The sequence below is a fragment of the Vibrio alfacsensis genome, from assembly GCF_019670485.1.
Lineage (GTDB): Bacteria > Pseudomonadota > Gammaproteobacteria > Enterobacterales > Vibrionaceae > Vibrio > Vibrio alfacsensis.
Genome location: NZ_AP024165.1, coordinates 2,263,584 through 2,289,554, shown reverse-complemented (window position 1 = coordinate 2,289,554; position 25,971 = coordinate 2,263,584). Strand labels below are relative to the sequence as shown.

Genomic DNA, 25,971 nt, shown 5'->3' with positions numbered 1-25,971 from the left:
TCTCCATTTCGTTATTGTAATGCCATGAATCGATCTCTTTGGATCATTAATTGGTCAATACGAGCATCGTATCGTGCCTGTTGTAAACTGCCTAAATCCGCAATTTTACTTGCTTCGGTATAAAGTTGAATGGCTTTATTCCAGTTTGCTTGCAGAGCTAAAATTTCAGCTCGTGCAGCAAGCTCTTCATCATTAATTCCTAGATCATGATTGCCTTTTGCCAGTAAGTGCCAACCATTGATGTCCTCAGGGTAATCGTGTGTGTATCGTTGTAATAGGCGTACGGCGTCTTCGAATTTGTTTGCTTCTAGCAGTGCATTCGCATAGTTGATGGTGAGCACCGTATTCTGCGGATTACGTTTTAACGCTTTGGTTAGCATATCGACGGCTTTTTGTGGCTCTTTCTTCTCGATATACAAATCACTCATCGCATCAAGGTAAAATGGATTCCCTGGATCTTGTTGTAGTAATTTGGTTAACAATGGTTCCGCTTCACTCAGGCGTTTATTGTCGAGATGCACCAATGCCCGTCCATAATCGAAAGAGGCCGCGATATCTGGGGACGCTTTTTTCTGTGTCCTATCAAACCAACTCATTGCCGCTTGTCCGTCGATATTGGCATAACGTGCGACAATACGAGCTCTGGTTAGATGATAATCTATCGATGGCATGATACGCATTGGAGGATAGGCTTGAGCTCGTGCTCGACTATCAGTGATACGATCTTCTGGTAGTGGGTGCGTTAACAGCATTGGTGGTGGCTTACTCGCGTAGCGATATTGGTCAGCTAAGCGGCCAAAAAAACGAGGCATGGCTTGAACTTCAAACCCCGCCTTTGCGAGTGTCGCGATGCCAAAGCGGTCGGCTTCTTTTTCGTTCGAACGTGTGTAGTTGATTTGGCTTTGCATGTTGCCTGCCGTTGCCGCCGTGATGGCTGCCATGCCGGCTTGTGGTGAGGCAATGGAAAGCAGTAACCCTGCAGCAAGCGCCGCCATGGTTGCAGGAGAACGACGTGCTTGTTCTTCCATGCTTCGTGCAAGGTGACGTTGAGTGACGTGGGCGATTTCGTGCGCCACAACCGATGCAAGTTCACTCTCTGTTCGGGCATGTAAAAACAGGCCTGAGTGCAAGGCGACATAACCACCGAAAAATGCAAACGCGTTGATATTGCGATCGCGAATCATAAAGAAGTGGAATGGCGTTTTTACATCATTGGCATTGGCGACCAGGCGATGACCTAAGGAGTCAATGTATGCGTTAATAACCGGATCGTTGACGATAGGGCTACTGGCTCTTAGCATACGCATGTAAGCATCACCAAAGATAAGCTCTTGGTCTATCGTTAAAGTGCCTCCGGCTGCGGTACCAATATCTGGAAGATCTAGGCTGTTCGCGTAGGTCGTCGGTGTACTGAGTGCGGCTGCCAGGCAAATACAAACTAGCGATCGAGTGCGTTTCAACATACGGTGTAAAGATTCTCCAAAATACCGAATATGAGGTGAGTCATGTTCATATTTTCTCATCCCTCATACTTTGTGGTCATCCTATAGGATGAATATGCTAGCAGTAAGACCCAAAATAAACGAATTGGTTTCGTAAATTATTGCAGGCAACGCATTGAATTATGAATATTAACGTCATTTATGTATACGTATAAATCACATGAGAAATGCTAGCACCAGCTCAAAAAGCCGTTACAATACCACCCTATCATAAGTGCAGAGCAATACAATGGAATCCATGTTACTTGATTTGCGTGAGCAGCGCTGCCCAATGGCATTGTTGCTTGCTAAACGTCACGCTGCCGATGCGTTTCAAGGAGAAACTCAGCAGTGCTCCCAGTTGATTATTCAAGTAGTGGACAATAGTTCTAAGCAAGATATCGTGAAGTATTTGCGTTCTCAGCAATTCACCGTAGAGTGTGAGTTCACAGGCGAATATTTCACCTTGACCGTTATTAATAAGGAAGCCCCTAACAATGCTTGAGATGGTAACTCGTTGGTATAAGCGACGCTTTTCAGACCCACATGCCGTGAGCCTAGTAGCGATCCTGCTTTTCGGCTTCATCACTATCTATTTTTTCGGGCATTTAATTGCGCCTTTGCTCGTTGCGATTGTTTTGGCCTACTTACTTGAGTGGCCAGTCACACAAATGTGCCGCCTAGGGGTACCTCGAACACTTGCCGTTGTCACCGTTATTTTGATTTTTATTGGCTTGATGTTGATCGCCGTGTTTGGCTTGGTGCCAACCATTTGGACTCAGGTCGGTAACTTAATTAACGATATTCCCAATATGTACAATGGGCTGCAAAAGTTTATTGTTAAGCTGCCGCAGCGTTACCCTGAACTGGCAAATCTCGAAATCGTAGAAACGGTGGTGACGAACGCAAAGAACCAAGCTATCGGTTTGGGGGAAAGTGTCGTTAAGGGTTCACTCGCATCTCTCGTCAGTTTAGCGACGTTGGCAGTTTATTTGATCCTTGTTCCTTTGCTGGTGTTCTTCTTATTAAAAGACAAAGAAGAGATGCTGAGTATGGCAAGTGGCATCATGCCAAAAAACCGTAAGCTAGCGAATAAAGTTTGGCATGAGATGAATGAGCAAATCTCGAATTACATTCGCGGTAAAGTGTTAGAAATTTTGATCGTGGGCAGTGTGAGTTATGTGACGTTTGCGATTCTGGACTTACGTTATTCAGCATTGCTCGCGGTAGCGGTTGGTTTATCTGTGTTGATTCCTTATATCGGTGCAGCCGCTGTGACAGTGCCAGTTGCGATTGTCGGTTTGTTCCAATGGGGGCTCTCACCGCAGTTCTACTGGTTGCTGGTGGCATACGGCATTATTCAGGCGCTAGATGGAAATGTATTGGTGCCAGTACTGTTTTCTGAGGCAGTAAACCTCCACCCTGTAGCGATTATTGTGGCTGTGTTGGTATTTGGTGGTTTGTGGGGCTTTTGGGGCGTATTTTTTGCAATCCCATTAGCGACATTGGTGAAAGCGGTCTGGAATGCGCTGCCAAGTACAGAAGAGCACCCACCTATACAACAAGAATAAGCGCCACAGTTATTTTATCAATAAGCCCAGCGATTGCTGGGCTTATTGATGTTAACGTGGTGGCAATTACGCGTTTTCATTCAGGTAGTTGATCACGACTTCGTGGTGATCTTTGGTTTTGAACTTGTTGAATACGTGTTCGATCACGCCGTCCTCGTTGATCAGGAAACTGATGCGGTGAAGTCCGTCGTACACTTTACCCATGCCCTCTTACCCTTGGAAATTCTTTAAGACTAAATTTATGACAATTTGCAGAAAAATCTATCTCTAACAGTATTTTAGGGTAATAGTTTCTCATTTTGAATCTCAAGCATAGCAGTTGTCATAATTTTTTGTAAATCGGGCTGATTTTGATGATTTTCCAAGTGCAAATTTGTCATAAAAGCTAAGGTGTTGCTATAAGGTGAAGTGATAGTCAATGCGATGGGATCGCTTGGTGATCACACACATATACAATTGCCACCCAGCTCACTTTTGGACAAAAGTGCGTTACGGAAAATCGAATGTTAACGATCCATGAATAACAACTGGTATTGCAAAGGAAAAAGAATAGGCGGTAAGCGTCTTGAAGAGTCTGGACAGTCTAGGTCATTATATTCAGAGTTCAGTATTGATGATGCAAATCAGTGTTACGTATTAGTATTCAATTCAATTAAAGCAGACTCTACAACAGAGTGAATTTCTCACTTCATCGTATTTAATAGCAAACAAACCTATTTGATGCCCCGCGCTACTACATTACGTGAGCTCAAAGTCTGAAAATGTAATTAAACAATCCCGCGGCAGTTGATATCCATTTATCTTTCCACCCTCAATTACGCCAGTCATGGAACCAATAAAAGTGTTGTTAAAATCATCATCATCAATCCTGATTGTTGTGATTTTTACCTCGTAGCCCTCAAACGGCAACCATTTTAATTCCTTATTAACGGCACAAATTGCAATGCGCAAAGCTTCGTCAATTCCAGAAACTTTCGAGCCATTAACTTTGATGATGGAATTAAGCTTTGATGCTTCTATAGCCTCCTTAAACTCAGCTTTAGTTGTATCAGAAAACATGAAATTGTCTTGAGACAGCGCAAAATCGATGCAGGAAATCATTTCAGCTCTGACATTGTCTACACTATCCAACCCCTTACCAATTTTAAAAAGCCCATCAGAACAGCATTTTTTAAGATTGTATAACGCATATCTATTTTTCGCGTTAAATTCCTCTATTGCCACCCTCGCTCTCTCCTGTGCACTTGAGGCTCTCGCTCTTGGGCATGTTCCCCATTTACTCGAATAAACTATGTTGTGGTTTTTTGGTGGCGTTGGTGTTTTATGGATAAACACTGGTATATCTAAATTTTTTTTATTGCTCATACTAACCCTAATTATCGCCTATACCCAAACCATTATTAACTTATATCACACACAATGAGCTAGTCATGATAGCTCATTGTTGTCGGGTGGACGACACTTGTTACCAAGTGCCGTCTCCCTGAGAACCCAGCGTGCAACTTTCACTGCACTAGGCTCAAGCCTCTACAAAGGCATCAAATGATACCCAGCAACTTATAAAGCAGTGAGAGCAGGTTCAATCCAAGAATTACGAGCTAGCCTTTTGTGTTTTCTCTTTCCCAAGTATTCTTGGTATTGAGGGTCAAAAGGAGTCGCTGCGCTTCGGATTTTCACATGTCTTTCTATTGGCACTTTAGCTATCTGGAAAAGATTAAACTGGCAATCCATATCCTTTATCTTCTGCCAACCGTGAAACTGCCATTGGCCTTTTCGGTTGATGAAGTATTTCAAGGCGATCCAAGATCTAGATTTTGTTGGATGTCGCCTTTTAGCCCAATGCCATAACGCTTGAAATAGTCCGTGACCGACATATCTGAATACCTGCTTAGCTACGCAGTGGCGATAATAGTTCGACCACCCTCTAAGCTTTGGGTTAATCAGTTTGATAAGGTCGTTCACCGGTAGGGTAACGTGCTTTTTGATGAGTCCGCGCAAGTTACTTAGGAACGTCAACGTGTTGGCCTTGCTCGGTTTGATGAGCAGTTTTCCTTTGTACTTCCTATGGTTGAACCCAAGAAAGTCAAAACCGTCGTTGATGTGAGTAATATGCGTTTTCTCTTCGGATAACGTTAAGCCTCGTACCGCTAAAAAGTCAGCAATCAATGGTTTGATATCGTTCTCCAACACTTCCTTTGAAGCGCAGGTGACGACGAAATCGTCGGCATATCCAATAAAGTTAGCTCTTGCGCCTTTCTTAAGCGCAGTAGACTTAATGCGCTGTTCGAGACCCGATAACGTCATCAGCATCAAGGTGGGGGATATAATCCCGCCTTGAGGCGTGCCTTCGTCGGTGTCGTAAAACAGCCCTTTGTTTACAAAGCCTGACTTAAGCCATTGCTCCAACATCCGTTTATCGATGGCGATGTTATCCATCAGCCACTGATGCCCGATTTTATCGAAGCAAGCTTTGATGTCTCCTTCAAGAACCCATTTAGCAGATCGCTTTAGGGCCAAACATTTGAAACATTGACTGACAGCGTCAGCCGTGCTGCGATTTGGTCTAAAACCATAACTATTAGGGTCGGCAAGCGTTTCGGACACAGGTTCTAATGCTAGAAGATGAAGAGCTTGTTGGGCTCTGTCAATCATGCATGGAATACCCAGTGGCCTGAGTTTACCGTTCTTTTTGGGGATGTAGATACGCTTGAGTGGTTTTGCTTGATAAGCTTTCCGACTCAGTTGATTTGCTGCTTTCATACGACGCGTGTCTGTGTTCCAGACAACGCCGTCTATTCCAGGCGTTTTACTGCCTTTATTTTGAGAGACTCGCTTAACAGCAAGAAGTTTTGCTGAGCGAGAGTGAGTCAGTATCCACTGCAATGCTTTTGCTTTGCCGTGCTTACCGTCTCTAGTTGCCTTTGCGATACGCATTTGAAGCTTTAAGACGTTTGCCTCTACGGCCTTCCAGTTAATGGATTGCCACTGTGCACTGTCAGAAGATGCACTAATCTCATTCGAAATCATCATTTGCTTTTCTTCCTTAATAAAGTTCTTCAAACTCTCTCGCAACGAGAGACCAGTTGGAAGTGGGCTCACTTTCGTGACCAGACACAAGTCTGTATCTGCATCGTTACAATGCAGCCTTTGCTTTTTCCAACCTCCTCTACCTGCATCACTATCGGCCACTGCGGCTTTCCCATAGGGAGTGATACAGGCTTACCGTGTTTCACATGTTGCGTGATGTTGGGTTAGATGCCCGCTATGATGCGGAGAGTATATTGATCACGAAAGAGTACTGTCCAACCTCTTTCCTACTCTCGATGCCTTTTGGCCACAGCGTATAAACCACTTCCGCTGCTCATAATATAACGCACCTTATACGGATTCACGTGTGTTCATCATACCAACTCCCTAGCACTCACCCAATTTGTGGTTATCAGGAAGGACCTTGTCTCACGATTTAGTCCCCGACAGACTGTCAGGCCCGTCTTCGTTACATTGTCAGGCTCGCTGCTTTATTCAGAGCCCTAGGGTCAACTGGTGATACAGTTGGTTCACTCATTAGGCGGTGAACAACGCTTCATGCAACCTCACGTCGCACGAACAGAAATCATTTAGATCAGTGCTCTCAATGGCATAGAAAAAATGCGTTTCACCATAAGTGCGGTAGTAATGGCTAAGTCGCTAAATCGACGAGGTCTACCACGCTTGCTTTGTTTGTTTTGCTTCCACTCAGCGATCGCTTCCTCATCAATCCAAAAGGTCAGAGAACCATGGTTGATTAAGGCTTTATTGTACTGCTTCCAGTTAGTTGTTTTGTAACGAGGTTTAGGCATGAGGCTACGACGACTGATGGGGATAGTCTTCTTGATTTAGTTCCATCGATTTAAGCAACAAAGCCACTTAGCTTATGTTAGATTCGTGCAACGAGCCTTACGTTAAATCCAATTACTCCATCGAAAATATTTTTCTAAAAGAGAAATGACAGGTAAAATAAAAAGCTAAATTAATTAGTTTGTACTCAACGTAAAGTTGAACATCCGAACAAAGTTTAACTGAGGTCATTTATATATGAGTAAAAGAGATTTTATAAATTATTTAGAGTGTGAATTTTTACACTACCAAAATTTAACAGACGATTGTAGCCGCAAGGAAAAAAAACAGTTTATCAATGGATTAATGAAGGCATCTCGTTTTTTTGGTGTTAGCTACGATGAACTAAACACCATAGTGAATACTCACAGTAAGGTAAGTGAGCAATCTGATAATTACCTGGACATTCCTGCATTCATCAGACAGGCGAAATAGACTAATACCAATTAAAAATTTGTGAAAGGTTCTGATTTACGTGAAGTTAGTGATGACGAGATATCCCTCGCTATGGCGAGAATAAATTACAGACCAAAGAAGTGTTTAGGCTTTAAACAGCCAGCTGTGATATTCAAAAAATATGCATGGCTGCTAAATTTGGAAGTGTCGCACTTCGGACTTGAGTTCGGGATTATTACTATATGAAGCAATGATTTCTGTAATTTTATGTGAAATAAATAATCAGTTATTTAAATAGTCATTATGAGTAATTTAATAAAACAGTAATTATTATTACATTCTAATGCTTTTATTGTGCCTGGAGAACAATTATGTCTTGGGAATATTTAGTCGTTAATTTCGAAGTCTATTTAGATGATGAGCTCGACACGATGATCTCTATAGAAAAAATACCAGAAAGAATATCATCTATAACCGAAGAAGAATATTATGAAGATCAAATGGTGCAAACCATACTTGATTATATAGGTATAAAAGGTTGGGAGCTTATATCTATTTTGCCTATGTCTAATAATATTTTTTCATATACATTTAAAAAATCACTCGATGATAATGTATTTGTTAATGAAGAAGATATCGAAGAAGAAACTTCTTATTACAATGATGATTCGAGTGAATATTGGGATGAATCTGTATCTGATGCTATAGATTTTAGTAGAAGCGGGCTTGGTTCAAAATTTTAAGATCCTGTTAATCTGTCTCTTACACACAAATCCCTAAGCTACAGCTTGGGGATTTTTTTTGAACTAATTTTACATTTCATGATCTGATCTAAATTGTCACGAACCGTACCGTCCTCTACAGCATTGTAAGCTAAGGCAGAGCTAACAAGTCTTTCAAAGCTTCGTCAGGTATGACATCAATGCCTTTTTGCAACCTCGACACAAGTCACTTTTATAACTTAAAAGCACATAGAAAATAAGTAGAAGCCAAATCTATTCTCCATTTGACACCTTTTTAAAGCTATTGTACTGTTGAAAAAATAGAAGTGTATAGATTGAGTATAGAAGTTGCTTCTATGCTATATGCAGGGCCATTTTTCATATTATAGGAGGTTGTATGGCTATAGAACTACTCATTAGGCTCACTGATGAAGATTTATCTCATGTTACGCTGATCGCTAATAAGCAAGGAGTATCTATTGAAGAGGCATTAAGTTTGTCTCTTCAAAATCAGGTTAAAGCACAAATCGCGAAAGATGAGGAGGTAAAAAAGGTGGATCAAAGTCGCTTAATGAACACAGCATTGCATAATGCATTTATGTTAGATGAAGGCACGGAGTTTTCTCTTACGGAACTCCTTGGTGAAGCGTGGGCTCAAGTAGAGAGCCCTAGAGCTTTTGGGCGTAGTTTCAGGAAAGAGTTAGAATCACTGGAAATTGGTCTGTTATCACATAAGACAGTAGATAATAAGGCCATTTATAAGCGGACAGACATAGGTGAAAAACCTGATTAATAGCCCCAACTTACTCGACACTCGTTCTATACACCACGAATGAAGGCTTGCCAGTTGCAGATCTTCTTCGTTGTTCAGCCCAGAAATTGATATTAGAAAAAATATAGCAAATTATCACTCATGTATTGCAAATGAGCTTTAACTCTAACGTGAAATGGGGCAGAAATGAGCTTTTACTCTAACGAGTAAAGGGGCATAACCTTGTTAGGTTCGACAAGACTATGGTGTATCGCTCTTTCGCATACTTGGCAGGAGATCTCTAGCATCACACTCTAATGCTTCAGCTATTTGGTACAGTTTCTCTAGAGTGATATTCACTTCACCGCGCTCAATCCTCCCCACATAACTTCTATCAATATTTGCGAGCAATGCGAGCTTGTCTTGAGAAATATGCTTTTGCTTTCTCATAGCTACCAAATTGATACCAAGTTTCTTTGCTAAGTCTTTCATTTTTGTTCAGCTTCAAATGGAAGACTATCTGATCTTGATGCAGATATAGCCACGGACTATAATCCTCAAAAGTGCTGATTTTTATGATGAAAATGACAAATACTAAAAAACACCGCATCAATAGGGATGTTTATGAGGCCCTTGCTCCTAAAGAGCTTCAAAGCTTTACAGTAAATGACGTTCGTAACTCACTACGTAATACCTCAGCTGAATATTCTGATCCTTTGTCGTTGAGGGTGTTTGTTGCGCGAGAAGTTAAAAAACTAGTAGATGCAGGTGTTGTGATTGGCTTAGGGAACCAGCGGAATCGTATTTATCATAAAACGCCTCTGTTTTATGAGATCGACTTCTATCTGACACAGAGAAGATATCGCAAAAAGAAAAGCGGTGGGGCAGAGAAAGAAGCGGTTATCGAGTTGCTTCAGTATGAGAAAAATAACCTGGAACGGGAGCGCTCTACCATTGAAACTGAAGTTGAAGAGTATCAACTTCTGATCGAGCGAAGTGAAGAGTTGGGAGTCTTACTGTCACCTTTGTTGCAAACAGCTCAAGACAAGTTGTCAGGAATAGTTACGCGGCTAAATGTTAGAACTCAAGCGATTAATCTTATAACGGAAATGAAACGAGAAAGCCCAACTGTTTGACTTTACCTCTTACCAGTTGGGCTGTGTTAGATTTTAATTCGGTTTACGATTTTTGTTGTCCATTTAAGTAGTTTAGAACGACTTCATGATGATCTTTGGTTTTGAACTTGTTGAATACATGTTCGAGATTACCAGACTCATCGATAAGGAAGCTTGTACGAACCACGCCCATATTCTCTCGACCCATGAACTTTTTGAGCTGCCAAACACCGTACTTTTCACATACAGTGTGATTTTCATCGGCTAACAGCGTGAAGTTGAGCTCTTGTTTATTGATAAAATTAGTAAGTTTTTTGGGTGTGTCAGGGCTGAGACCCAGAACAACAACGTTATGAGCATCTAGTTCAGTTTTAGTGTCACGAAGACCCTGAGCTTGGACAGTACAGCCAGGCGTCGAAGCGCGTGGGTAAAAGTAGAGCAGAACTTTCTTTCCTCTTAACTCGGAGAGCGTAATTGGGTTGCTGTCTTGGTCGTTTAATGTGAAATCTGGAGCGATTTGCCCTGCTTCGATAGCCATGGATTATCCTTACTTTCTTTAATTTACTCTGAAATGAGTTTTCTTATTATCTTAACGTCTAGTTTGATCTATGCTTGATAGTGTTGTCTAGTGGTAACGGCAAACGAGGTTTAGTTACTTTCTAAAATGACCTTCGACGATGTTATCTGGTCTGGCATTAACCACCTTATCCATCGCTTTCTCTCGTTCACTTTCATGTAACATATCCATAAGCTCTTGAACGACTTTTACGTGAGTGGCTGCTTGAGCAGCTAACGCATCCTGATGGTTTTGTGCTTCGCCGTAATACTCTTCTTTTAAATTCTTCTCTCTTATTTTCTCGCTTCTGATTGACTTTATTTCTTTTAGAAGTATTTCAATAGGGGAATCACTTGTTTCATCCTGAGCAACCTGTACTTCTAATGATTTGTTTTTTATCATCAGAATGACGTCGTTGTGTCTTCTGAGTGCGCCAACGGAAAGGCCTGCTTCTTTTTCAACATTGCTATTGTTGATTTTAAGCTTGCCCTTTCGCGCTTTATTACGCAGCTCTCTCGATGTTAACTTTGCTACATCACCGCTCAGCAGCCTTTCTAATGCGTCAATTAGCTTCTTTTTTGTTGTCTGTGACATTATGAAAAAACTCCAAATGGGATGAGTAAGTCCCTAACTTCATTAGGAAAAACGACAGGCTCATAGTCGATACCTAAATCACTCATAATACGTTCTGCCGCTTGAACTTTAATATAAGACTCAGAGGCAGTTTGAGGAGTGAGTTCATTATTTTCAATATCGTAAAGCATGTGAATTTCAGCTTCTTTACGCTTTGCTTCAGCAAATACGGCATCCACGATGTAGTCATTCTTGCAATCTACGCACTCAATTAGGTTAATAAGTGTTCTTAAGCCACATGTGGTTGAAGTGCAATATATCCCAGGCGCTACGGCATGAAGGTGCCGTTTTTTATTTCGAATTTGCTTTTTCCAGAAGTTAAGAGTAAGCATGTCATTATCCACTTTGTCTGTGAATAAGTTACGGTTTGTTTTGGTTATGCTTTTAGCAAACTCTTTGCCTTTACCGCCTGCAATTTTTTCCTTGTTTGCCAATTTTTCATAGATACTCAAATAGACACGGGCTTTTTGGTCGATTCGTTCCTCATCAATTTCGTTCGCAAGTGTCTTTTTCTTTTGTCTGATTTTTTGAAACTTACTGGCATTTTTAGCGTAATGCCGCGTCATTGCCATAGATACATGACTGAACTGTTGTTTGAGTTGTGGAAAGTTACAAAGCTCGTAACCAATTAAATAGTAAGCAAAAGAGCGGCGAAGTTGGTGTGGCGTAAACTCGTAATTGCTACCCAATTCAAACGATAAATTGGGGTCAGATACTTTTAGGTCAGTTAGGTCTTCATTGGTTAGCGCAAGCTCTTCACGCAAAGCATTTTTGAACCAAGCCATAGAGTATTTTCCTATTGATGCTTTGCCTACTTTACTGAAATCTTCTGTTGTTTTATGAAAGAAAGATTGTGAGCTTGAGTCCCTTTTTCTAAGTGGCGTATGCAGCGCTTGCAGGACTTCATAAGCTTTCATACCAATTTCAGTGGTGACAAACTCATCTTGTATTGATTGAGAGCCTTTCACTGTCTTTGATAGGTTTGCATGGATAACGTATATATTTTGGCGGTCAATGATATCTTTCGTGCAGCCCTGAACCGTGTTCAGACTATACATTTCATCGCCTCTCATTCCTGTACGAGCCATTAATCCCCATAAGCAGCCACCATTAAGCATTTTAAAAAGTGATTGAGCCTCTGTTCGATTGGTGATTGTCCACTGCCCAATCGTTAGCTGTCGTTCGCTGTGGAATTTATCTATATATTCGCTTTTTATCTGTGGCTTATGAAGTTGTGCGAGAGCCAGTACTTCTTCTTCATTTGGAGAGCGAAGTGCAGTGAAGGCTTGTTGAAAAGCCGTGGTGCGCTTTTTATTTCTTTCTCCCGATTTGACTAAATACCATGTAATACCACCGTTTTTTTGTCTAGCGTCACCACTGACCAGATACTTAGCATAACCTACATAGGCTTTTTCAAAATAGGTGGTAATGTAATCTGCCAGTTGCTCTAGCTCATGACGAAGAGCGTAAGCTTCATTTATCACCTCCTCTGACTTTTGAAGCCCCATATAGTAGAGCCTTTGTGGAATGACGGTATATTGCTTAGCTTCTTTAAGAGTTAAACCAAAATCTGAGGCGGTAAGTTTTTTATTTAGGTTAACCTTAAAGGGCAACCCCCTAGCTTCTAAATAAAGGCGATTTAACCCGTTGTAAATTTTTTCTCTTTCAAAGTCGATATCGGTAAAGTCTGTTAGCACCCAGGTTTCGAGTTGGTCAAAGTCAAGCGCAGACAACGTATTAATCCCTTCATTTAAGAGCGGGTTGATGACTTTTTTTAGATCATTTAGCGCCTCATAAAGAGTGCAAAAGGAATGGTCATGAGGTGAAAGCCACATCATTTTAAGTATGAGCACTTTAAGTTCATTTTTTAGGTTGCGCTCAACCACTCTACCATCGTTAGTAAACTCTAGTGTGTAGAACTTCTTTGGTTGCGGCTCAATGTGAGACTGCAAGTTTCTCCATGCCTCATCATCGGCAATTTTACCTAATGATTCACCAGTCACCGTAAAGCCTATATCAAGAGCTTCGAGTTCATCCCAATCGCCGCGCTCAATCGCTGGCTTTAACACATCTATTAAGTAATTAGTATGAGCGCCAATGTTTTGTTGCGCTTTAAGAAGCTTGTTTTGGTGCTCTAGGTCAGAGATTTTTATCATGTGAGCCTCCGTAACTACATAGATAGAATTGCATGGTCGATGGATACTCTTGGATGACGACCTTGGGTATTGAATTTTTTCATGGCTTCATCGAATACATCGTTACTTGCCTCATCTAGCGTACACTCAAACGCTTTGATTTTTTCTAGTGCATCCCCTTTCGAGTCAGGGAACATATCAAGCCCTTCCTTCAAAACATCGATGTATGAAATGAGTTTATAGATAGCGTCAACTTCATCTAACGCTTTGGCAGATTGGCACTTGTGGCACATATCAAACTCGGCGCAAGGTAAGTCTGCGTCTAGCGCATAGTTCGTTTCTCGCTGTGTATTCTTACCGTCAATCATAGCTTGCTTCCCATCACAAACTATTCCGTTGGGGTTGGTTTTACGCTTTTTCTCACTTTCCTCGTATGTCAGCATCGGAATGCCGCGCCTTTTAGCAACAGCATCTTTTGCTTTCTCTAAGTCATTATCAAAGAGGTTTTCGATAACTTCGATACCCTGAGAGAGAATGACTTTATTAAGTGATGGAAGCCCATTTATGTAACTTCTCTCTATTGTGTCTCGCTTGTTTTGGAGCAAGCTTTGAACGGCTTGAACCCCTCCCTCCGCATAGGCTTGATTACTGCTCATTTCTCGCCAGCGACTTGATTGAAGAGAGAGGTAGTAATGGTTGGGTTCAACAGACCAACGTTTCATGAGGTTGGCTGAAATAGGGCTAATACCTTCCCAATCATAAGGAATATTATTGGAGGATCTTGTTAAAAGTAGTCGTTTGTATTTCTTAGCCTGTTTGTTTGCTTTTTCTTTCGCATACCGCTCTATATCTTTAATAAGCGTTAAATCACAAGCAGGGGCTTTGAAGTATCCTGTTTCGCCACTTCTATACTTAAAAGAAACGGTAACATTGCCATCGCTATCAATCTCGGAATAGGTGAGCGGAAGTAAAACCCCTTTATACGGTAAGTCTGTGTAGCAAGATAAAATGCAGTAGGCGCTGTTGGTTGCTCCTTGTCCTGCCTTAGTTTTGGAAACTTCCTGCACTTCTTTATGAACAACCGTGCGACCTAAATGATTCGTAACCTTTTTTAACGTGATGGATTGCTGATTTCGGTAGGTGTAAAACAACTCTTTAAACCAAGGTAGATTACCCGCCCGGTGGGGAGATAACAGGTGTAGTTTGTTGACGAGAGCCTTATTTAGTTCTCGCAAATTAAAGGCATTACTGACTTCTGAGTTATTATTGAGAGTGAAAAGCAGTTCAGAGCCATCTTCACTGTTGCCGTAGAGCTTGGATAATCGTTCTAATAGTTTTATAAACTTTACGCCATCACGCTTATTAACGTCAAATGACTCACCCACTAATAGGGCATCGACTTCGTTGCTTGATCGAGGCTTATAGCTTGAAACCTTGACTACTTGCAGGCTCTTATCTCGATCTTCGGTATGAACATGAATTGGGTGGGCAATGTTTCGAATGTTGCTGTCGTTCTGTGAGGTAAAAAAGCACATTAAATGATATGCGGCACCCATCGTAAGGTTGAAGGCCGCGCCAGCATTAACAGCGGTGCCATTTTTGCTTGCAAATCGCGTTTCCAATGATGTCGGGATATGGAGAGTTTCCTCATGCAAGCCAAGACTAATGATAAGCGGCAGAGTTTCGGGTAAAAGCGTATTGTTTTCTTTAGCAGCAATGAGTTGTGGCGCGAGAGTGAAAAATAATGTATCTAATCGAGTGACCAGAAGCGTTTCTTCATCATCTGAGTACCCCTTAAATGGCTCATTTTCTCTTGCAAACCCTCGATGATGCCTAGCCCAATCGGAAACCGGCAAACCGCACCATTCAAGCGCTGTGCGAAGGGTTGAAAGTACAGTTGAAGCGCTTGACTCTTTCTTGCTTAACTCATCACCATGATTGTATTCCCACAGGCGTTTTGAAGGGGTAAACATCTTGATACGATGTCTTAACTCGCCATCGTTGCCTGCATACTTCAAATAGCCACTTTCGGAGAATGGGTCAACTTTTAGTGCATCACAAAAAGCAACGTAGGCGCGTAAACTCTCGTAGCATCCTGTGACGCTTGTTGCTGACTTGCCATTGCTGACATATTGATGAGCTTTTTTGCAAAAAGACCTGATAAATACGGTTCGGTTGCCTATTTTTTTGTTTTCTTTGTTACTCCCAAAATACAATAGGTGAGAAACATCGAACAGCTTTACTCTAGTTTCTCTAGTACCTTTATAAGGAATATCAAGATTCAAAGGAACAACATTTTGATTGTTCCGCACATGCTTGACGGCTTTGGACTGTTTTGCGATTTTACTTTTCGCCATTACGACCAACCTCCGTTGATTTTGAGGTTTTTGGCTTTAGCCATGTTGATTTGGTCGTCCAGCTTGTTCATATACTTAATGTACTTTTCTGTTATTGAGGTGCTTGAGTGCCCCATTAACTCCTTCAGCTCATCCATAAGGTAGTCATAGCCAACATCACGTTCTTTTGACTCATTCCAGAGCCAATGGGTTGCAAAGGTTGAGCGTAAATCGTGAATACGGTAATACCAAGAACGATCCACTTCGCGTATGCGTCTTCGCAGCTTCGAAAAATCCGTTTCTAAAGTATTGACCGAGTAAGGTTTCCCTTTATTTGAAAGAAATAGGTATTCTATGGTATCTGTTTCTTTGCCTGATTGAATAAGGTCATTACGTTTGTTTAGCTTTTTAAGCCGTGCATGACTCTCTTTATATATCTCTAGCTCTTCGTACAGTGTAATTGGAACTTCAACGATACGAGGTTTACTGCCTTTCGTACGAGTAATTTTGAACGGTACTACATCTAAATCACTGCAGTCTGCTATCCCGATGTCACTGGAGGGGAAGTGAGTGGCTTCATCAATTCTAAGCCCTGCCTCGAGACATAGGCGAAAGATTAAATTTGCCGCTTTTGGGAGTGAAGTTGCATGCTCATTAAATATAGCCTTGTGCTCGGGGTGCATCGGCTTAAGCTTTTTATAAGCGGGAGTAGTATCTTTTTTAGGAAACATTCTCATAATGTTGGAGGTTTCATTAGAATGTTCAGAGCCTGGCTTTGTATGAGCCAACATATCGTGATGATTTAACTCATAATGCCTTGTCCTGGTTGTGTAGTGGGTTACAACATTCTGATCATTATTTGGGATGTAGCCGTATTTTTGCATCCATTTATAGAACCCAATCACTGCACTCATATAACTCTTAGCGGTAGATAGGCTTAAAGCCTCGTCGCCATTAGAACCTTCAATATTTTTGCAGTTTGCAAGTAAGAACTCGGCAAACCGCCAAGGTACACCTTCTTCTTCATACTTGGACAGAGTTTTATAGGTTAGGTATTCAGGCGGTATTTCATAACCATCTTCATCCACTTGTGAGTAGTGGGTGGAGTCTAGATAACGAGTAAAAGCTAACAAGCCTTTCGCGATTGAGCCAGTGTCTTTGACTGCAGCTTCCCCACGCAATTTGGATACGAGGTACAGAGATTGTGGATAAACAATAGTCCCATCAGGGGCAATGATGATATCTGTTTTCTTTAGGCGTGATTTCAGGTTGGAAGGAGAAAGGTAAGGGGAATGCGTCACTTCTCCAGTGTCGATATCGATATTTGCATAGTTTTGTAGCTTCGCTAATGTATCCACCTCTATGGAAAGAAGCCAATAGTCGTCGTAAATATCAAAACTCTGTTTTTCATGCGTTCCTATCACAAGACAACCCTCGATATGTTAGCCACATATCAAAGATAGTTTTGTCATAAAAAAAATCCAAGGTTTTATGTCATAAAAAATTTCTAAGGGTGAACTTCTTTTCACCCCAAACACCAAACTGTTCTGCAACAGCATGATCTTCATCTGAAAGTAGCGTGAAGTTAAGTTCGTCGCGTTCAATGAATTTACCAAGGCGTTTAACTGGATCGATACTGACCCCTAACACCACAACATTGTGAGCATCGAGCTCCGCTTTTACGTCACGAAGGCCTTTGGCTTGTGTCGTACACCCTGGTGTCATTGCCTTCGGGTAAAAGTAAAACAGAACTTTTTTACCCTTGAAATCACCAAGTGATACCGTGTTTCCATCTTGGTCGAGCAAAGAGAAAGCTGGGGCTGGCGTTCCTGCTGTCAGCGTATTCATTATTATTTTCCTTTACTTATAATGTGTTTTTAATGAAATTGAGAGAACCTTGTACGTTGAGCGACTGACAAAGTTCATCAAAATCCTCTTGAAGTTGCATCAGATTGCAATCCGCACTAACGGAGGTCGTAATCGCAATGTGAAATTGGTCTGCATCGAGTTGTACTTTTGATTTGCTGATTGTTTGTGCGCTCAGAGAGTCGATTCCGATGTGCTTATCGGCAAAAAACTGAGTAAATTTTTCAGTTAATCCCATACGATCTTCAGATTCTATGAATACTTCAACGGTGTAGCTGCTATCGAGAAGTTCATGATAGGAAGTTCGCTTCATCATTGTGATGAAATCATGTTCTTGGCCGAGTAAAGGCAACTGGGTTTCTACCCGTGTAATGTTGCTTGCGTTGCCAGTGAGTAGCATGATGAGGGTAAATTCATTACCAAAAATAGCGATACGGCTATCTATAATATTGCAGCCTGCGTGAGTGACGAGCTTAACCACTTGGTTACAAATGCCCGGACGATCCGTTCCAACTGCTGTAAGTACCAGATGTTGCTTCATAAATGAGCTTCTTGTCCTTTTTCCAATAGGCCGATATTAGCACAGAACAATAATAGAAATGTCGAGCGAGTTCTTTTTTTAAACGAGTTGTTCTAAACCCGGTACCTGAAGTCACTTGGCGATACACTATTTAACTCAATACTGACTTCCAATCAGAAGCTAAAGAGTATATTCCGCGCCTTATTTCGCATCGCTTGCGATAGGGCAGTTGAGTTCATGTTAAGGCTTAGAATTCAGCCAAATAGAACAATTAAGTTGCTAGACCTCTAACAACTGATAATTATTCATTCATTTGTACTTTGTAAGCGCCTTTACACACTTGTGTTTTTCAATCGCATTACAGTACCATGCAGAAAGAGATAAATGAGGGAGATGAACATGTTTTCAGGAAGTATCGTAGCGCTGATTACACCATTTAAACCTGATGGTGAAGTGGACCTAGAGGGTCTACAAAAGTTGGTTGAATACCATATCGAAGCTGGTACAGACGGTATTGTGGCAGTCGGCACGACAGGTGAGTCGGCAACCCTAACCATCGAAGAGCATGTAAAGGTCGTAAACAAAACTGTCGAATTCGCCGACGGCCGTATCCCAGTGATTGCTGGTACGGGAGCCAATGCAACCCATGAAGCAGTGACATTCAGTAAATTACTGGCGGATTCTGGAATCGCAGGTTACCTGAGTGTGACGCCTTACTACAACAAACCATCTCAAGAGGGTTTGTTCTTACACTACAAAGCGATCGCAGAAGCAAGTGACGTACCTCTAATTTTGTACAATGTACCGGGTCGTACTGCAGTAGATTTGTTACCTGAGACTGTGGCACGTTTGTCAAAGCTTGATAATATTGTGGCACTTAAAGATGCAACCGGTGATTTAAGCCGAGTTGCACTTCATCGTGAACTTTGTGGCGAAGATTTTATCTTACTAAGTGGCGATGATGCGACAGGCCTTGAGTTTGTAAAACTTGGCGGCAATGGCGTTATCTCGGTAACGAACAATATCGCAGCTAAAGACATGGCAGATATGTTCCATTTGGCAAGTGAAGGTAAGTACGACGAAGCAGAAGTCATTAACCAACGTTTAATGACATTGCATAAAAATTTATTTGTTGAATCAAGCCCAATGCCAGTTAAGTGGGCAGCACATAAGCTGGGTTTGATTGATGAAAATAGTCTGCGTCTGCCTTTGACTCCGCTTTCTGAAAAATCAGAGCCGATTGTGGAACAAGCGTTGACTGACGCCGGTATTTACTAAGATTGAGATATTAGGATTGAAGTTCATGCTGAGGGTAAGTTTGCCCTCAGTGTTTTAGGAGTATAAATGAAGCTTTCAAGCCAGTTAGTGTTAAGTTCACTAGCTGTATTCGTGTTGACTGCCTGTTCAGGTGCAGCTAACCAACGTCGTCAAGCAAAGGACGATTTCGAGTATTTGAATACGCCGGCCCTGGAAGAGTGGAATGTTCCAGCCGATGCGCAACGTCAGTACTATCCAAATTATACGATTCCGCAAGGTAGCTACACGGGTGGTATCGGTAAACAAGTGGATATTCGTCCACCACAACAAGTTTTAGAGCTTATCCCGGGTGCGCGTCTTGATCGAACTAGCGATGGTGAAATCATGCTTTGGCTACTACGCAAAGACGAACTGGATAAAGTTTGGCAAACCGTTCAAGACATGGTGGCAAACAACAAAATACCCGTTGAAAACCAAACGGATTCGCGTATCGAAACGGGTTGGGTGACGTGGAACTCTCCAGATGAAGATGTTGAGATCGGCAGTCGCTATGAAATCACTCGTACCGAAGCAAATGGTCGTCATGGTTTTAAAGTGAACTTGATTGATTGGCGCGAGGGTAACCAAGTTACAGAAGTAACGCGAACTAACCGTGAGCGTTACAATGTCTTCATGACAAACCTGGTGACCGCTCGTTATGACCAGCAGGTTCGTGAAGAAGCTGAGCGTAAAGCGCAAGAGCTTGTTAAACATATCCCAATCACGATGGGTAAAGATCGCAGTGGTCTTCCAGTGATCATTGCTCGTACTCCATACAATACCTTGTGGCAACGTGTCCCAAATATCTTGCCTAAGATGGGCTTTAAGATTGAAGAGCGTAGCCAATCTCAAGGTACGGTTTCGGCGGTTTATGCTTCGCCAGATGATGAGTTTTGGAATGATATTGGCGTGAAGCCGATTGACCTCGGACCAGGTAAGTACACGTTCTTACTCGGTGACTTAGGTAACCGTACGTCTATCAACATCACGGATTCGTCAGGCAAACCGGTAGAAGAAGAATTCTTGAAATCACTAGAGCCAGTATTGGCTGCCGTTGTGAAAGAATAATTCGGACCACACTGATAAACACGTGTTATAAACAAAAGGGACCAATCGGTCCCTTTTTTGATGGAGTTTTTTTGGGGGCCTGTTTTTGAATAAGACCGAGGTTCTGAATAACAGCGAGGTTTTGAATAACAGCGAGATGCGAAATGGCAACGAGATTCGGAATATTAACGAGAGTCTTCGTTCTTCTCGTTTTTATCGCCATAGCGCTCTTTATCCAGTTTGTTCAGTTTATCTAAATCGTTCTTGCGACTTTTATCCATCTGACCAAACTTCATTTTTGCGGTGTATTTTAGTGCAGCAATGTTACCCACTACGATGCTCAGCACTATGATGATAATGACCCAAGGGTTGGTTAGAATTTCAATCATAGAGCCTCCGGCGGCGTGATATTGTGAATGAACTGGGTGACGACCTTATCCAAATTATTCAGTATGACATCAATCCCTGCAATGTTATCGATTCGGTTTTGCATCATTAACTGGTTTTTTAGTGCTTCAGGTGTCAGACGAGTGAGGCATTGTTGTCCTATCGCTTTATGACTGATGTGCCAAGGTTCAATGGCGACACCACCCAAATCTTGTCGGTAAGGGAAAAAGAAGCCAAAGTGGTCGAGATGTTTCTCCAACCATTGATAGAAAGCCAACTGGTGACCATCGAGGTACTCCCATGGTTCCAACTTTAATTGAGTATCAGCGGGTAGTAAGTTACGCGCATACACATCAAAATCGCATCCCCAATGATGACGACTGCCTCCAGGAAGAGCAGACCAACGAAGAATCGCCATCAGTTTTTCCTCATCATTGAGTTCCGCTTTGTTTAAAGGTTGGGAATCAGAATCGAGGATCGTTAACTCACCAGAAAACTTACCGTTCCAGATTGCTTTCTGACGATTGAAGTCACGAAAGCCACTGGCGATTTCCATCTTAAAGCCAGCCTTGGCCGCGGCTTCTATCATCTTTAACAAATCGTCAGTCACTCCAGGGTGAAGCATAAATGCTTTTTGACCCACTAAAGTGGATTGTAGATGCGAATCGGTGATCCCGGTGAGTTGCTCTGGTGTCATGGTGTTCTCGTCATTTCAGTTATACCCAAGCGCCAACGTGGAGCTTGGGTAGTACCAACCGCAGTCATTCCTTGGTCAGTTTAGTTTGTGATAACGCAACGGTTTGTTATGCCAGCAAGTGTTTCAAAGTGTTCTCATACATATCGGTTAACTTTTCTAGATCATCGATTTTCACGCATTCGTTTACTTTATGAATGGTGGCGTTTACCGGACCAAGCTCGACTACTTGACCACCCATGCGTGCGATAAATCGACCATCAGACGTACCGCCTGTCGTGAGAAGCGCAGGCTTCGTGCTGTTTACTTCATCGACTGCCGCTACAACAGCGTCAAGTAATGCACCAGTGTCGGTGAGGAACGGGTCGCCATTAAAAGTCCATTTTAAGTCGTAGTTTAAATCATGCTTGTCGAGCGTCTGCGTAATGCGTTCAACGATGATGTCGTTGCTGAGTTCGGTGCTAAAACGCAGATTAAACTGAACATTAAACTCACCAGGGATCACGTTAGATGCGCCAGTACCAGCAGAAACATTCGGGATCTGGAAGCTGGTAGGTGGGAAGTAGTCGTTACCTTGATCCCATTCAGTCGTAGTAAGTTCATAAATGGCTAACAGTGACTGATGCACAGGGTTGTTCGCAAGGTGAGGGTATGCCACGTGACCTTGAGTGCCTTTCACGGTCAAATCGCCAGTGATGGAGCCACGGCGGCCATTTTTCACCACGTCACCCACGACTTCTGTACTCGAGGGTTCACCAACGATACACATATCAATGTTCTCGCCACGCGCCATGAGTGTTTCTACAACGCGAACGGTGCCGTTGATAAATGGCCCTTCTTCATCAGAAGTGATTAAGAAACCAATTGAGCCGTTGTGGTTCGGGTTTTGTTCGATGAAACGTTCAACCGCGACAACCATACATGCCAATGACCCTTTCATGTCAGCAGCGCCGCGACCATGCAGATAACCATCAATAATGGTTGGTTCAAAAGGAGGCGTGTCCCATTGCTCTAATTTACCGGCGGGAACAACGTCCGTGTGGCCAGCAAAAGCAAATAACGGAGCTTGTGTGCCACGGCGAGCCCAAAAGTTCGTTGTGTCTTCAAATACCATGACTTCTACTTCAAAACCGATCGCTTTGAGTCGCTCGGTCATTACTTCCTGACAGCCTGCATCTTCAGGCGTTACAGATTGGCGGCTTATTAGGTCTTTAGCGAGTGCCAGTACTGGACTGTCTGTCATCCTTGAGAGTTCCTTTCATTAAGAGTTAAAAATGGTCGCGTATTGGTCTGCTTTGAAACCAATGAATAGTTGGTCTTCAACTTTTATAATTGGGCGCTTAATCATGGCAGGATTTTCTACCAATAAAGTGATGGCCGTTTCAGGATTGAGTGAATCTTTCTGTTCTTGCGAAAGTTGACGGTAAGTGGTGCCACGCTTGTTCAATACTTGTTCCCAGCCAAGTGCGTTACAAAATTCTGTAACCAGTGCGGCATCGATCCCTTGCTTACGGTAGTCATGAAAATCAAAGGTGATATTTTCTGCTTCTAACCACTTTTTGGCTTTTTTGATGGTGTCGCAATTTGGGATGCCGAACATAGTGACTGTCATATTTTTTCCTTTTTTCGTGGTGCTTTACTTTATCGATAGATTCGATTTAAGCATTGTTTCTTGTTGTTTGAGCATCCTACCAAGAAGCAATCAAACTGACAAAAGGCGGATTCGACTAATTCTTTCGATTGTGTTTCTGCGATGTTGCACCTTTTGGTTAATTTCCCATGTTATCGCGTCAACAACAGTAAAAAATGCGGTAAATTCGACGAGATAAGTCGACTTATTGATCAAACTCAACATCTCGTAGGACAAAAAGGAAATAATAAATCAGCACAATTTTTGGAGGTGTCAATGGAGTTGAGTCCTGTTTTTGCGAGGCGTTTGTATTTGGCCTTATTGGTGGAAAACCTAGAAAGGCCGAATGTGCCAAAATTGATTGAGAAAACGGGGTGGCCTCGTCGTACGATTCAAGATGTACTTAAGGCATTACCGGGTATCGGCATTGAGCTGATTTTTGTTCAAGATGGCCGACGTCATAATGACGGCTATTATCAGCTATCTGATTGGGGACCATTTGACAGTCAATGGGTGCTCGATCGGGAGAGAGATATCGTTAGTAGCCTTGGATTTCGTGCATAAGCCAGCATTAGCTGGCTTTTTTAATGGCTGTAATCACCTAGCCTTGATTCATTTGATCACTTTAGCGATAAGAGCGTAGGGAAATGGGTCTTATTGGCAGCGGTAGGCGATACCAATGACGCTAAAGGAAGTGACGAAGTCTTGAGGTGAAATCATAAATACCGTATCGGCACCAATTTTCATTGCAGTGTTTTTAAGATCGTTCATTGCACCTTGCATCATCGCATCGTTGGTATAAAACAGATAACTGTACCAATGCCCCTCACTCCCTGTAATTTCACTGATGTACTCACATTGAGTCGGATTAAACTGGCTATCAATTCGCATCTCTACCATTGAACTTTGTTCGAGAGGTTGTGTTGTTGGTGTAGCACAACCCCCGATGCTTAACGCGATGCATCCAATCATCACATTACGAATCATATTATTTCCCCATCATGATGTAAGCGGCAAATCCAACCCAGCTCAATACCAATAACCCCCAAGGGAGCAGTGTGGATTTGCTTGTTGGGATTTCGCTTGTGTCTTCGTTTATTGCCGTGACTGGTTCGTTTTGACGCAGTTTTTCTTTTTGCTGCTTTTTCTTTGCTTTGTCAGCTTGGCGATTACGTTCTTTCTGTTGCTTCTTGTATTGAGCAATCCCTTTTTCAATGCCTTGGGCGATCAGCTTTGTTTGCTCTTTAGTTTGACCTTGTTTTTGTGTTGCTCTGGCAATTTTCATCGCCTCAGTTTGGGTTTCTTGGGACGGTACTGGCGTGCTGTTCTTCTTCATCGTTTTTCTTATATTGCGGTAAATCTAAACTTAGTTTACCTGTCAAACAGGATGAAATGAACAACCGTTGTGTTGCAACTCTAGACCGATCGGTTAAAGTGACGTTTTACAAAACTAAGAAGACAATATTGTGCGTTACTCATTTGATCAATACGACGCTCATGGATTTTTAAAAGCGCCCATTTTTGTATGGTTAGGTTGGATATTTTTAGCTCGCTCATGGGTGGTATTTGCCATGGCTGGAGTGAGCAGAGATAGTGGAAGCAAAATTCTTGCAATGGTGTACCCTGACTCAAGCACCTTGTATTTGGGCTTGTCGATTGGCATTCCGAGTCTATTACTGATGTGGCTTATGGGGTTACGCCACCCAGATCGTGGATGGGTGAACCAAATTATGCAGCACGGTCGTGCGATGACTTTGATCTTGTGCGGTATTCAATTGGCTCAGAGTATGTATCATGTCTATCTCGAACATGGTGTATTCAATTGGGCGAACGCGCTTACGATTACCTTGTTAAGTTGGTTTATAATCTATCTTCTAAATGGAAGGTGGGTAAAAGACTGTTTCCAAGTGCCACATCTTGAGCACAGTGAACCGCAGCCATCAAAAAATTAAGAACAAAAAACTCCCGCATGGGGCAAAGTATAGAGGATATCTCAATGTCACAAGCTCAAACGGCGATCGTGCCTGAAGCAGGACCATTTGCACTTTACACTCAGCTAAAAGTAAACCAAAACCGTGAACAGGTATTGGAAAAACTGAAAGCACTTCCTGAGCTAGTTAAAGAGCTTAATACGACCCAACCAGGAGCGGACTTAACCCTTTCAATCGCATTCACTAAGTCGTTCTGGCAACACCTAAACATGCAAATGCCTGACGAGTTGATCGATTTTACACCGCTCGGTGAGGGCGAAGTGATTGCACCTGCAAGCGATGTTGATGTGTTGATTCACTGCCACTCAACACGTCATGACTTACACTTTTATGTTCTGCGTAAGTTCTTAACTGACACTGCAGAAGACGTGACAGTTGTTGATGAAACATACGGTTACCGTTATTTAGATGCTCGTGATATGACTGATTTCATCGACGGTACCGAAAACCCGAAAGGTGACGCACGTGCGGATGTTGCTTTGGTTAAAGACGGCGCATTTGCTGGTGGTAGTTACGTGATGGTGCAACGTTTTGAACACAATCTTCCTGCATGGAGCCGTTTGAATGTATCCGCACAAGAGAAAGTCATTGGCCGCACTAAACCCGATTCAATTGAGTTAGAAGACGTACCAGCAGCATCTCATGTGGGTCGTGTTGACATTAAAGAAGAGGGTAAAGGTCTTAAAATTGTTCGCCATAGCTTGCCATACGGCACAGCAACAGGCGCGCACGGGCTGTTGTTTATTTCTTACTGTAATACCATTCACAACATCAAAGTGATGCTAGAAAGCATGTACGGTGTGACGGATGGTAAGACTGACCAACTGCTTCGTTTTACTAAAGCGGTAACCGGTGCGTACTTCTTTGCGCCATCACAAGAAATGCTTGCAGAGCTAGCGATCAAATAATCGCAATCCAAATGCTTTTAAGCCCTCTACCAAAGAGGGCTTTTTAGTATTCGTTACCCT

27 protein-coding genes and 4 pseudogenes are annotated in these 25,971 nt (G+C 42.3%); 12 read left to right on the top strand and 19 right to left on the bottom strand.

Annotated features, from left to right (window positions below):
* Positions 1 to 11 precede the first annotated feature (11 nt).
* Positions 12 to 1,463, bottom strand: coding sequence for a beta-barrel assembly-enhancing protease (bepA, locus tag VA249_RS10530; RefSeq protein WP_221069936.1), 1,452 nt, complete (start codon positions 1,461 to 1,463; stop codon positions 12 to 14).
* Positions 1,464 to 1,740: 277 nt separating this feature from the next.
* Between bepA and VA249_RS10525 the strand changes: the two genes are divergently transcribed.
* Positions 1,741 to 1,986, top strand: a complete 246-nt coding sequence (locus VA249_RS10525; RefSeq protein WP_211916542.1) for a sulfurtransferase TusA family protein — start codon at positions 1,741 to 1,743, stop codon at positions 1,984 to 1,986.
* Positions 1,979 to 3,052 carry an AI-2E family transporter gene (locus VA249_RS10520; protein WP_128810410.1) on the top strand — a complete coding sequence of 358 codons (1,074 nt, stop codon included), beginning with the start codon at positions 1,979 to 1,981 and terminating at the stop codon, positions 3,050 to 3,052. The genes VA249_RS10525 and VA249_RS10520 overlap by 8 nt, the downstream gene beginning before the upstream one ends.
* Before the next feature lie 66 nt (positions 3,053 to 3,118).
* Here the strand turns inward: VA249_RS10520 and VA249_RS10515 are convergent.
* From VA249_RS10515 to VA249_RS10500, 4 genes and pseudogenes are all read right to left on the bottom strand, one after another.
* Positions 3,119 to 3,256, bottom strand: a pseudogene (locus VA249_RS10515) (thioredoxin-dependent thiol peroxidase); the annotation flags it as partial.
* A gap of 534 nt (positions 3,257 to 3,790) precedes the next feature.
* Positions 3,791 to 4,417, bottom strand: a complete 627-nt coding sequence (locus VA249_RS10510) for a hypothetical protein (protein ID WP_176703610.1) — start codon at positions 4,415 to 4,417, stop codon at positions 3,791 to 3,793.
* A gap of 192 nt (positions 4,418 to 4,609) precedes the next feature.
* Entirely contained in the window at positions 4,610 to 6,082 is a 1,473-nt protein-coding gene (gene ltrA, locus VA249_RS10505; protein ID WP_176703910.1) for a group II intron reverse transcriptase/maturase, read from the bottom strand.
* A 593-nt stretch (positions 6,083 to 6,675) separates the two neighbouring features.
* A pseudogene (locus VA249_RS10500) lies at positions 6,676 to 6,891 on the bottom strand (transposase); the annotation flags it as partial.
* Between the two features lie 235 nt (positions 6,892 to 7,126).
* On the opposite strand from VA249_RS10500, the gene VA249_RS10495 reads away from it, so the two are divergent.
* The 4 genes and pseudogenes from VA249_RS10495 (at position 7,127) to VA249_RS10485 (ending at position 8,839) form a co-directional block, all read left to right on the top strand.
* Positions 7,127 to 7,363 carry a hypothetical protein gene (locus VA249_RS10495; protein ID WP_176703608.1) on the top strand — a complete coding sequence of 79 codons (237 nt, stop codon included), beginning with the start codon at positions 7,127 to 7,129 and terminating at the stop codon, positions 7,361 to 7,363.
* Positions 7,364 to 7,387: 24 nt separating this feature from the next.
* Positions 7,388 to 7,570: pseudogene (locus VA249_RS24110) on the top strand (hypothetical protein); the annotation flags it as partial.
* A 125-nt stretch (positions 7,571 to 7,695) separates the two neighbouring features.
* Positions 7,696 to 8,067, top strand: a complete 372-nt coding sequence (locus VA249_RS10490) for a hypothetical protein (protein WP_176703606.1) — start codon at positions 7,696 to 7,698, stop codon at positions 8,065 to 8,067.
* Between the two features lie 376 nt (positions 8,068 to 8,443).
* A complete protein-coding gene (locus tag VA249_RS10485; protein ID WP_176703605.1) occupies positions 8,444 to 8,839 on the top strand; it encodes a hypothetical protein in 396 nt (131 codons plus the stop codon).
* A gap of 219 nt (positions 8,840 to 9,058) precedes the next feature.
* Here VA249_RS10485 and VA249_RS10480 read toward each other — a convergent pair whose 3' ends face one another.
* Positions 9,059 to 9,289 carry a helix-turn-helix domain-containing protein gene (locus tag VA249_RS10480; protein ID WP_176703603.1) on the bottom strand — a complete coding sequence of 77 codons (231 nt, stop codon included), beginning with the start codon at positions 9,287 to 9,289 and terminating at the stop codon, positions 9,059 to 9,061.
* Positions 9,290 to 9,372: 83 nt separating this feature from the next.
* Between VA249_RS10480 and VA249_RS10475 the strand changes: the two genes are divergently transcribed.
* Positions 9,373 to 9,933, top strand: a complete 561-nt coding sequence (locus VA249_RS10475) for a hypothetical protein (protein WP_176703601.1) — start codon at positions 9,373 to 9,375, stop codon at positions 9,931 to 9,933.
* Between the two features lie 43 nt (positions 9,934 to 9,976).
* Here the strand turns inward: VA249_RS10475 and bcp (VA249_RS10470) are convergent, their stop codons facing one another.
* From bcp (VA249_RS10470) to VA249_RS10440, 7 genes and pseudogenes are all read right to left on the bottom strand, one after another.
* Entirely contained in the window at positions 9,977 to 10,450 is a 474-nt protein-coding gene (gene bcp / locus VA249_RS10470) for a thioredoxin-dependent thiol peroxidase (protein WP_176703599.1), read from the bottom strand.
* A 114-nt stretch (positions 10,451 to 10,564) separates the two neighbouring features.
* Positions 10,565 to 11,062 carry a bacterioferritin comigratory protein gene (locus VA249_RS10465; protein WP_176703597.1) on the bottom strand — a complete coding sequence of 166 codons (498 nt, stop codon included), beginning with the start codon at positions 11,060 to 11,062 and terminating at the stop codon, positions 10,565 to 10,567.
* Entirely contained in the window at positions 11,062 to 13,257 is a 2,196-nt protein-coding gene (locus VA249_RS10460) for a site-specific integrase (protein WP_176703596.1), read from the bottom strand. Before VA249_RS10460 ends, VA249_RS10465 begins: the two co-directional genes overlap by 1 nt.
* Before the next feature lie 14 nt (positions 13,258 to 13,271).
* The gene (locus VA249_RS10455) at positions 13,272 to 15,593 is read right to left on the bottom strand and encodes a hypothetical protein (protein WP_176703595.1); all 2,322 of its coding nucleotides are present in this window, start codon (positions 15,591 to 15,593) and stop codon (positions 13,272 to 13,274) included.
* Positions 15,593 to 16,996, bottom strand: coding sequence for a tyrosine-type recombinase/integrase (locus VA249_RS10450; protein WP_176703594.1), 1,404 nt, complete (start codon positions 16,994 to 16,996; stop codon positions 15,593 to 15,595). Before VA249_RS10450 ends, VA249_RS10455 begins: the two co-directional genes overlap by 1 nt.
* A 91-nt stretch (positions 16,997 to 17,087) precedes the next feature.
* Positions 17,088 to 17,420, bottom strand: a pseudogene (bcp, locus tag VA249_RS10445) (thioredoxin-dependent thiol peroxidase); the annotation flags it as partial.
* Positions 17,421 to 17,436: 16 nt separating this feature from the next.
* Positions 17,437 to 17,979, bottom strand: a complete 543-nt coding sequence (locus VA249_RS10440; protein ID WP_221067945.1) for a glycine cleavage system transcriptional repressor — start codon at positions 17,977 to 17,979, stop codon at positions 17,437 to 17,439.
* Positions 17,980 to 18,357: 378 nt separating this feature from the next.
* Here VA249_RS10440 and dapA point away from each other — a divergent pair, with 378 nt between their 5' ends.
* Together dapA and bamC are read left to right on the top strand one after the other, a co-directional pair.
* On the top strand, positions 18,358 to 19,236 hold the full coding sequence (dapA, locus tag VA249_RS10435) for a 4-hydroxy-tetrahydrodipicolinate synthase (protein WP_128810413.1): 879 nt from the start codon (positions 18,358 to 18,360) through the stop codon (positions 19,234 to 19,236).
* 66 nt (positions 19,237 to 19,302) lie between these two features.
* Positions 19,303 to 20,322 (top strand): outer membrane protein assembly factor BamC, encoded by a 1,020-nt coding sequence (gene bamC, locus VA249_RS10430; RefSeq protein WP_128810414.1) that lies wholly within the window; start codon positions 19,303 to 19,305, stop codon positions 20,320 to 20,322.
* Between the two features lie 164 nt (positions 20,323 to 20,486).
* Here bamC and VA249_RS10425 read toward each other — a convergent pair whose 3' ends face one another.
* The 4 genes from VA249_RS10425 to VA249_RS10410 all read right to left on the bottom strand — a co-directional run bounded on the left by VA249_RS10425 (position 20,487) and on the right by VA249_RS10410 (position 22,994).
* Positions 20,487 to 20,690 (bottom strand): DUF2897 family protein, encoded by a 204-nt coding sequence (locus VA249_RS10425; protein WP_128810415.1) that lies wholly within the window; start codon positions 20,688 to 20,690, stop codon positions 20,487 to 20,489.
* Positions 20,687 to 21,385: a M15 family metallopeptidase gene (locus tag VA249_RS10420; RefSeq protein WP_221067944.1), complete on the bottom strand. Its 699-nt coding sequence runs from the start codon at positions 21,383 to 21,385 to the stop codon at positions 20,687 to 20,689. Before VA249_RS10420 ends, VA249_RS10425 begins: the two co-directional genes overlap by 4 nt.
* A gap of 106 nt (positions 21,386 to 21,491) precedes the next feature.
* A complete protein-coding gene (gene dapE, locus VA249_RS10415) occupies positions 21,492 to 22,625 on the bottom strand; it encodes a succinyl-diaminopimelate desuccinylase (protein ID WP_221067943.1) in 1,134 nt (377 codons plus the stop codon).
* Between the two features lie 18 nt (positions 22,626 to 22,643).
* A complete protein-coding gene (locus VA249_RS10410; protein WP_221067942.1) occupies positions 22,644 to 22,994 on the bottom strand; it encodes an ArsC family reductase in 351 nt (116 codons plus the stop codon).
* A gap of 294 nt (positions 22,995 to 23,288) precedes the next feature.
* Here VA249_RS10410 and VA249_RS10405 point away from each other — a divergent pair, with 294 nt between their 5' ends.
* Complete coding sequence (locus tag VA249_RS10405) at positions 23,289 to 23,576, top strand: winged helix-turn-helix domain-containing protein (protein WP_128810419.1); 288 nt, start codon at positions 23,289 to 23,291, stop codon at positions 23,574 to 23,576.
* 90 nt (positions 23,577 to 23,666) lie between these two features.
* Here the strand turns inward: VA249_RS10405 and VA249_RS10400 are convergent, their stop codons facing one another.
* Positions 23,667 to 23,999 (bottom strand): DUF4156 domain-containing protein, encoded by a 333-nt coding sequence (locus VA249_RS10400; protein ID WP_221067941.1) that lies wholly within the window; start codon positions 23,997 to 23,999, stop codon positions 23,667 to 23,669.
* Position 24,000: 1 nt separating this feature from the next.
* Positions 24,001 to 24,348, bottom strand: a complete 348-nt coding sequence (locus VA249_RS10395; protein WP_211916173.1) for a DUF2956 domain-containing protein — start codon at positions 24,346 to 24,348, stop codon at positions 24,001 to 24,003.
* 130 nt (positions 24,349 to 24,478) lie between these two features.
* On the opposite strand from VA249_RS10395, the gene VA249_RS10390 reads away from it, so the two are divergent.
* Together VA249_RS10390 and VA249_RS10385 are read left to right on the top strand one after the other, a co-directional pair.
* Positions 24,479 to 24,964: a DUF2919 domain-containing protein gene (locus tag VA249_RS10390; RefSeq protein WP_128810421.1), complete on the top strand. Its 486-nt coding sequence runs from the start codon at positions 24,479 to 24,481 to the stop codon at positions 24,962 to 24,964.
* A gap of 44 nt (positions 24,965 to 25,008) precedes the next feature.
* Positions 25,009 to 25,911 (top strand): Dyp-type peroxidase, encoded by a 903-nt coding sequence (locus VA249_RS10385; RefSeq protein WP_221067940.1) that lies wholly within the window; start codon positions 25,009 to 25,011, stop codon positions 25,909 to 25,911.
* Positions 25,912 to 25,971 lie beyond the last annotated feature (60 nt).

What these genes read in the sequence shown, in the direction of transcription:
- bepA (WP_221069936.1), bottom strand. Translation starts at nt 1,463, where the DNA reads ATGTTGAAACGCACTCGATCGCTAGTTTGTATTTGCCTGGCAGCCGCA.
- VA249_RS10525 (WP_211916542.1), top strand. Translation starts at nt 1,741, where the DNA reads ATGTTACTTGATTTGCGTGAGCAGCGCTGCCCAATGGCATTGTTGCTT.
- VA249_RS10520 (WP_128810410.1), top strand. Translation starts at nt 1,979, where the DNA reads ATGCTTGAGATGGTAACTCGTTGGTATAAGCGACGCTTTTCAGACCCA.
- VA249_RS10510 (WP_176703610.1), bottom strand. Translation starts at nt 4,417, where the DNA reads ATGAGCAATAAAAAAAATTTAGATATACCAGTGTTTATCCATAAAACA.
- ltrA (WP_176703910.1), bottom strand. Translation starts at nt 6,082, where the DNA reads ATGATGATTTCGAATGAGATTAGTGCATCTTCTGACAGTGCACAGTGG.
- VA249_RS10495 (WP_176703608.1), top strand. Translation starts at nt 7,127, where the DNA reads ATGAGTAAAAGAGATTTTATAAATTATTTAGAGTGTGAATTTTTACAC.
- VA249_RS10490 (WP_176703606.1), top strand. Translation starts at nt 7,696, where the DNA reads ATGTCTTGGGAATATTTAGTCGTTAATTTCGAAGTCTATTTAGATGAT.
- VA249_RS10485 (WP_176703605.1), top strand. Translation starts at nt 8,444, where the DNA reads ATGGCTATAGAACTACTCATTAGGCTCACTGATGAAGATTTATCTCAT.
- VA249_RS10480 (WP_176703603.1), bottom strand. Translation starts at nt 9,289, where the DNA reads ATGAAAGACTTAGCAAAGAAACTTGGTATCAATTTGGTAGCTATGAGA.
- VA249_RS10475 (WP_176703601.1), top strand. Translation starts at nt 9,373, where the DNA reads ATGATGAAAATGACAAATACTAAAAAACACCGCATCAATAGGGATGTT.
- bcp (WP_176703599.1), bottom strand. Translation starts at nt 10,450, where the DNA reads ATGGCTATCGAAGCAGGGCAAATCGCTCCAGATTTCACATTAAACGAC.
- VA249_RS10465 (WP_176703597.1), bottom strand. Translation starts at nt 11,062, where the DNA reads ATGTCACAGACAACAAAAAAGAAGCTAATTGACGCATTAGAAAGGCTG.
- VA249_RS10460 (WP_176703596.1), bottom strand. Translation starts at nt 13,257, where the DNA reads ATGATAAAAATCTCTGACCTAGAGCACCAAAACAAGCTTCTTAAAGCG.
- VA249_RS10455 (WP_176703595.1), bottom strand. Translation starts at nt 15,593, where the DNA reads ATGGCGAAAAGTAAAATCGCAAAACAGTCCAAAGCCGTCAAGCATGTG.
- VA249_RS10440 (WP_221067945.1), bottom strand. Translation starts at nt 17,979, where the DNA reads ATGAAGCAACATCTGGTACTTACAGCAGTTGGAACGGATCGTCCGGGC.
- dapA (WP_128810413.1), top strand. Translation starts at nt 18,358, where the DNA reads ATGTTTTCAGGAAGTATCGTAGCGCTGATTACACCATTTAAACCTGAT.
- bamC (WP_128810414.1), top strand. Translation starts at nt 19,303, where the DNA reads ATGAAGCTTTCAAGCCAGTTAGTGTTAAGTTCACTAGCTGTATTCGTG.
- VA249_RS10425 (WP_128810415.1), bottom strand. Translation starts at nt 20,690, where the DNA reads ATGATTGAAATTCTAACCAACCCTTGGGTCATTATCATCATAGTGCTG.
- VA249_RS10420 (WP_221067944.1), bottom strand. Translation starts at nt 21,385, where the DNA reads ATGACACCAGAGCAACTCACCGGGATCACCGATTCGCATCTACAATCC.
- dapE (WP_221067943.1), bottom strand. Translation starts at nt 22,625, where the DNA reads ATGACAGACAGTCCAGTACTGGCACTCGCTAAAGACCTAATAAGCCGC.
- VA249_RS10410 (WP_221067942.1), bottom strand. Translation starts at nt 22,994, where the DNA reads ATGACAGTCACTATGTTCGGCATCCCAAATTGCGACACCATCAAAAAA.
- VA249_RS10405 (WP_128810419.1), top strand. Translation starts at nt 23,289, where the DNA reads ATGGAGTTGAGTCCTGTTTTTGCGAGGCGTTTGTATTTGGCCTTATTG.
- VA249_RS10400 (WP_221067941.1), bottom strand. Translation starts at nt 23,999, where the DNA reads ATGATTCGTAATGTGATGATTGGATGCATCGCGTTAAGCATCGGGGGT.
- VA249_RS10395 (WP_211916173.1), bottom strand. Translation starts at nt 24,348, where the DNA reads ATGAAGAAGAACAGCACGCCAGTACCGTCCCAAGAAACCCAAACTGAG.
- VA249_RS10385 (WP_221067940.1), top strand. Translation starts at nt 25,009, where the DNA reads ATGTCACAAGCTCAAACGGCGATCGTGCCTGAAGCAGGACCATTTGCA.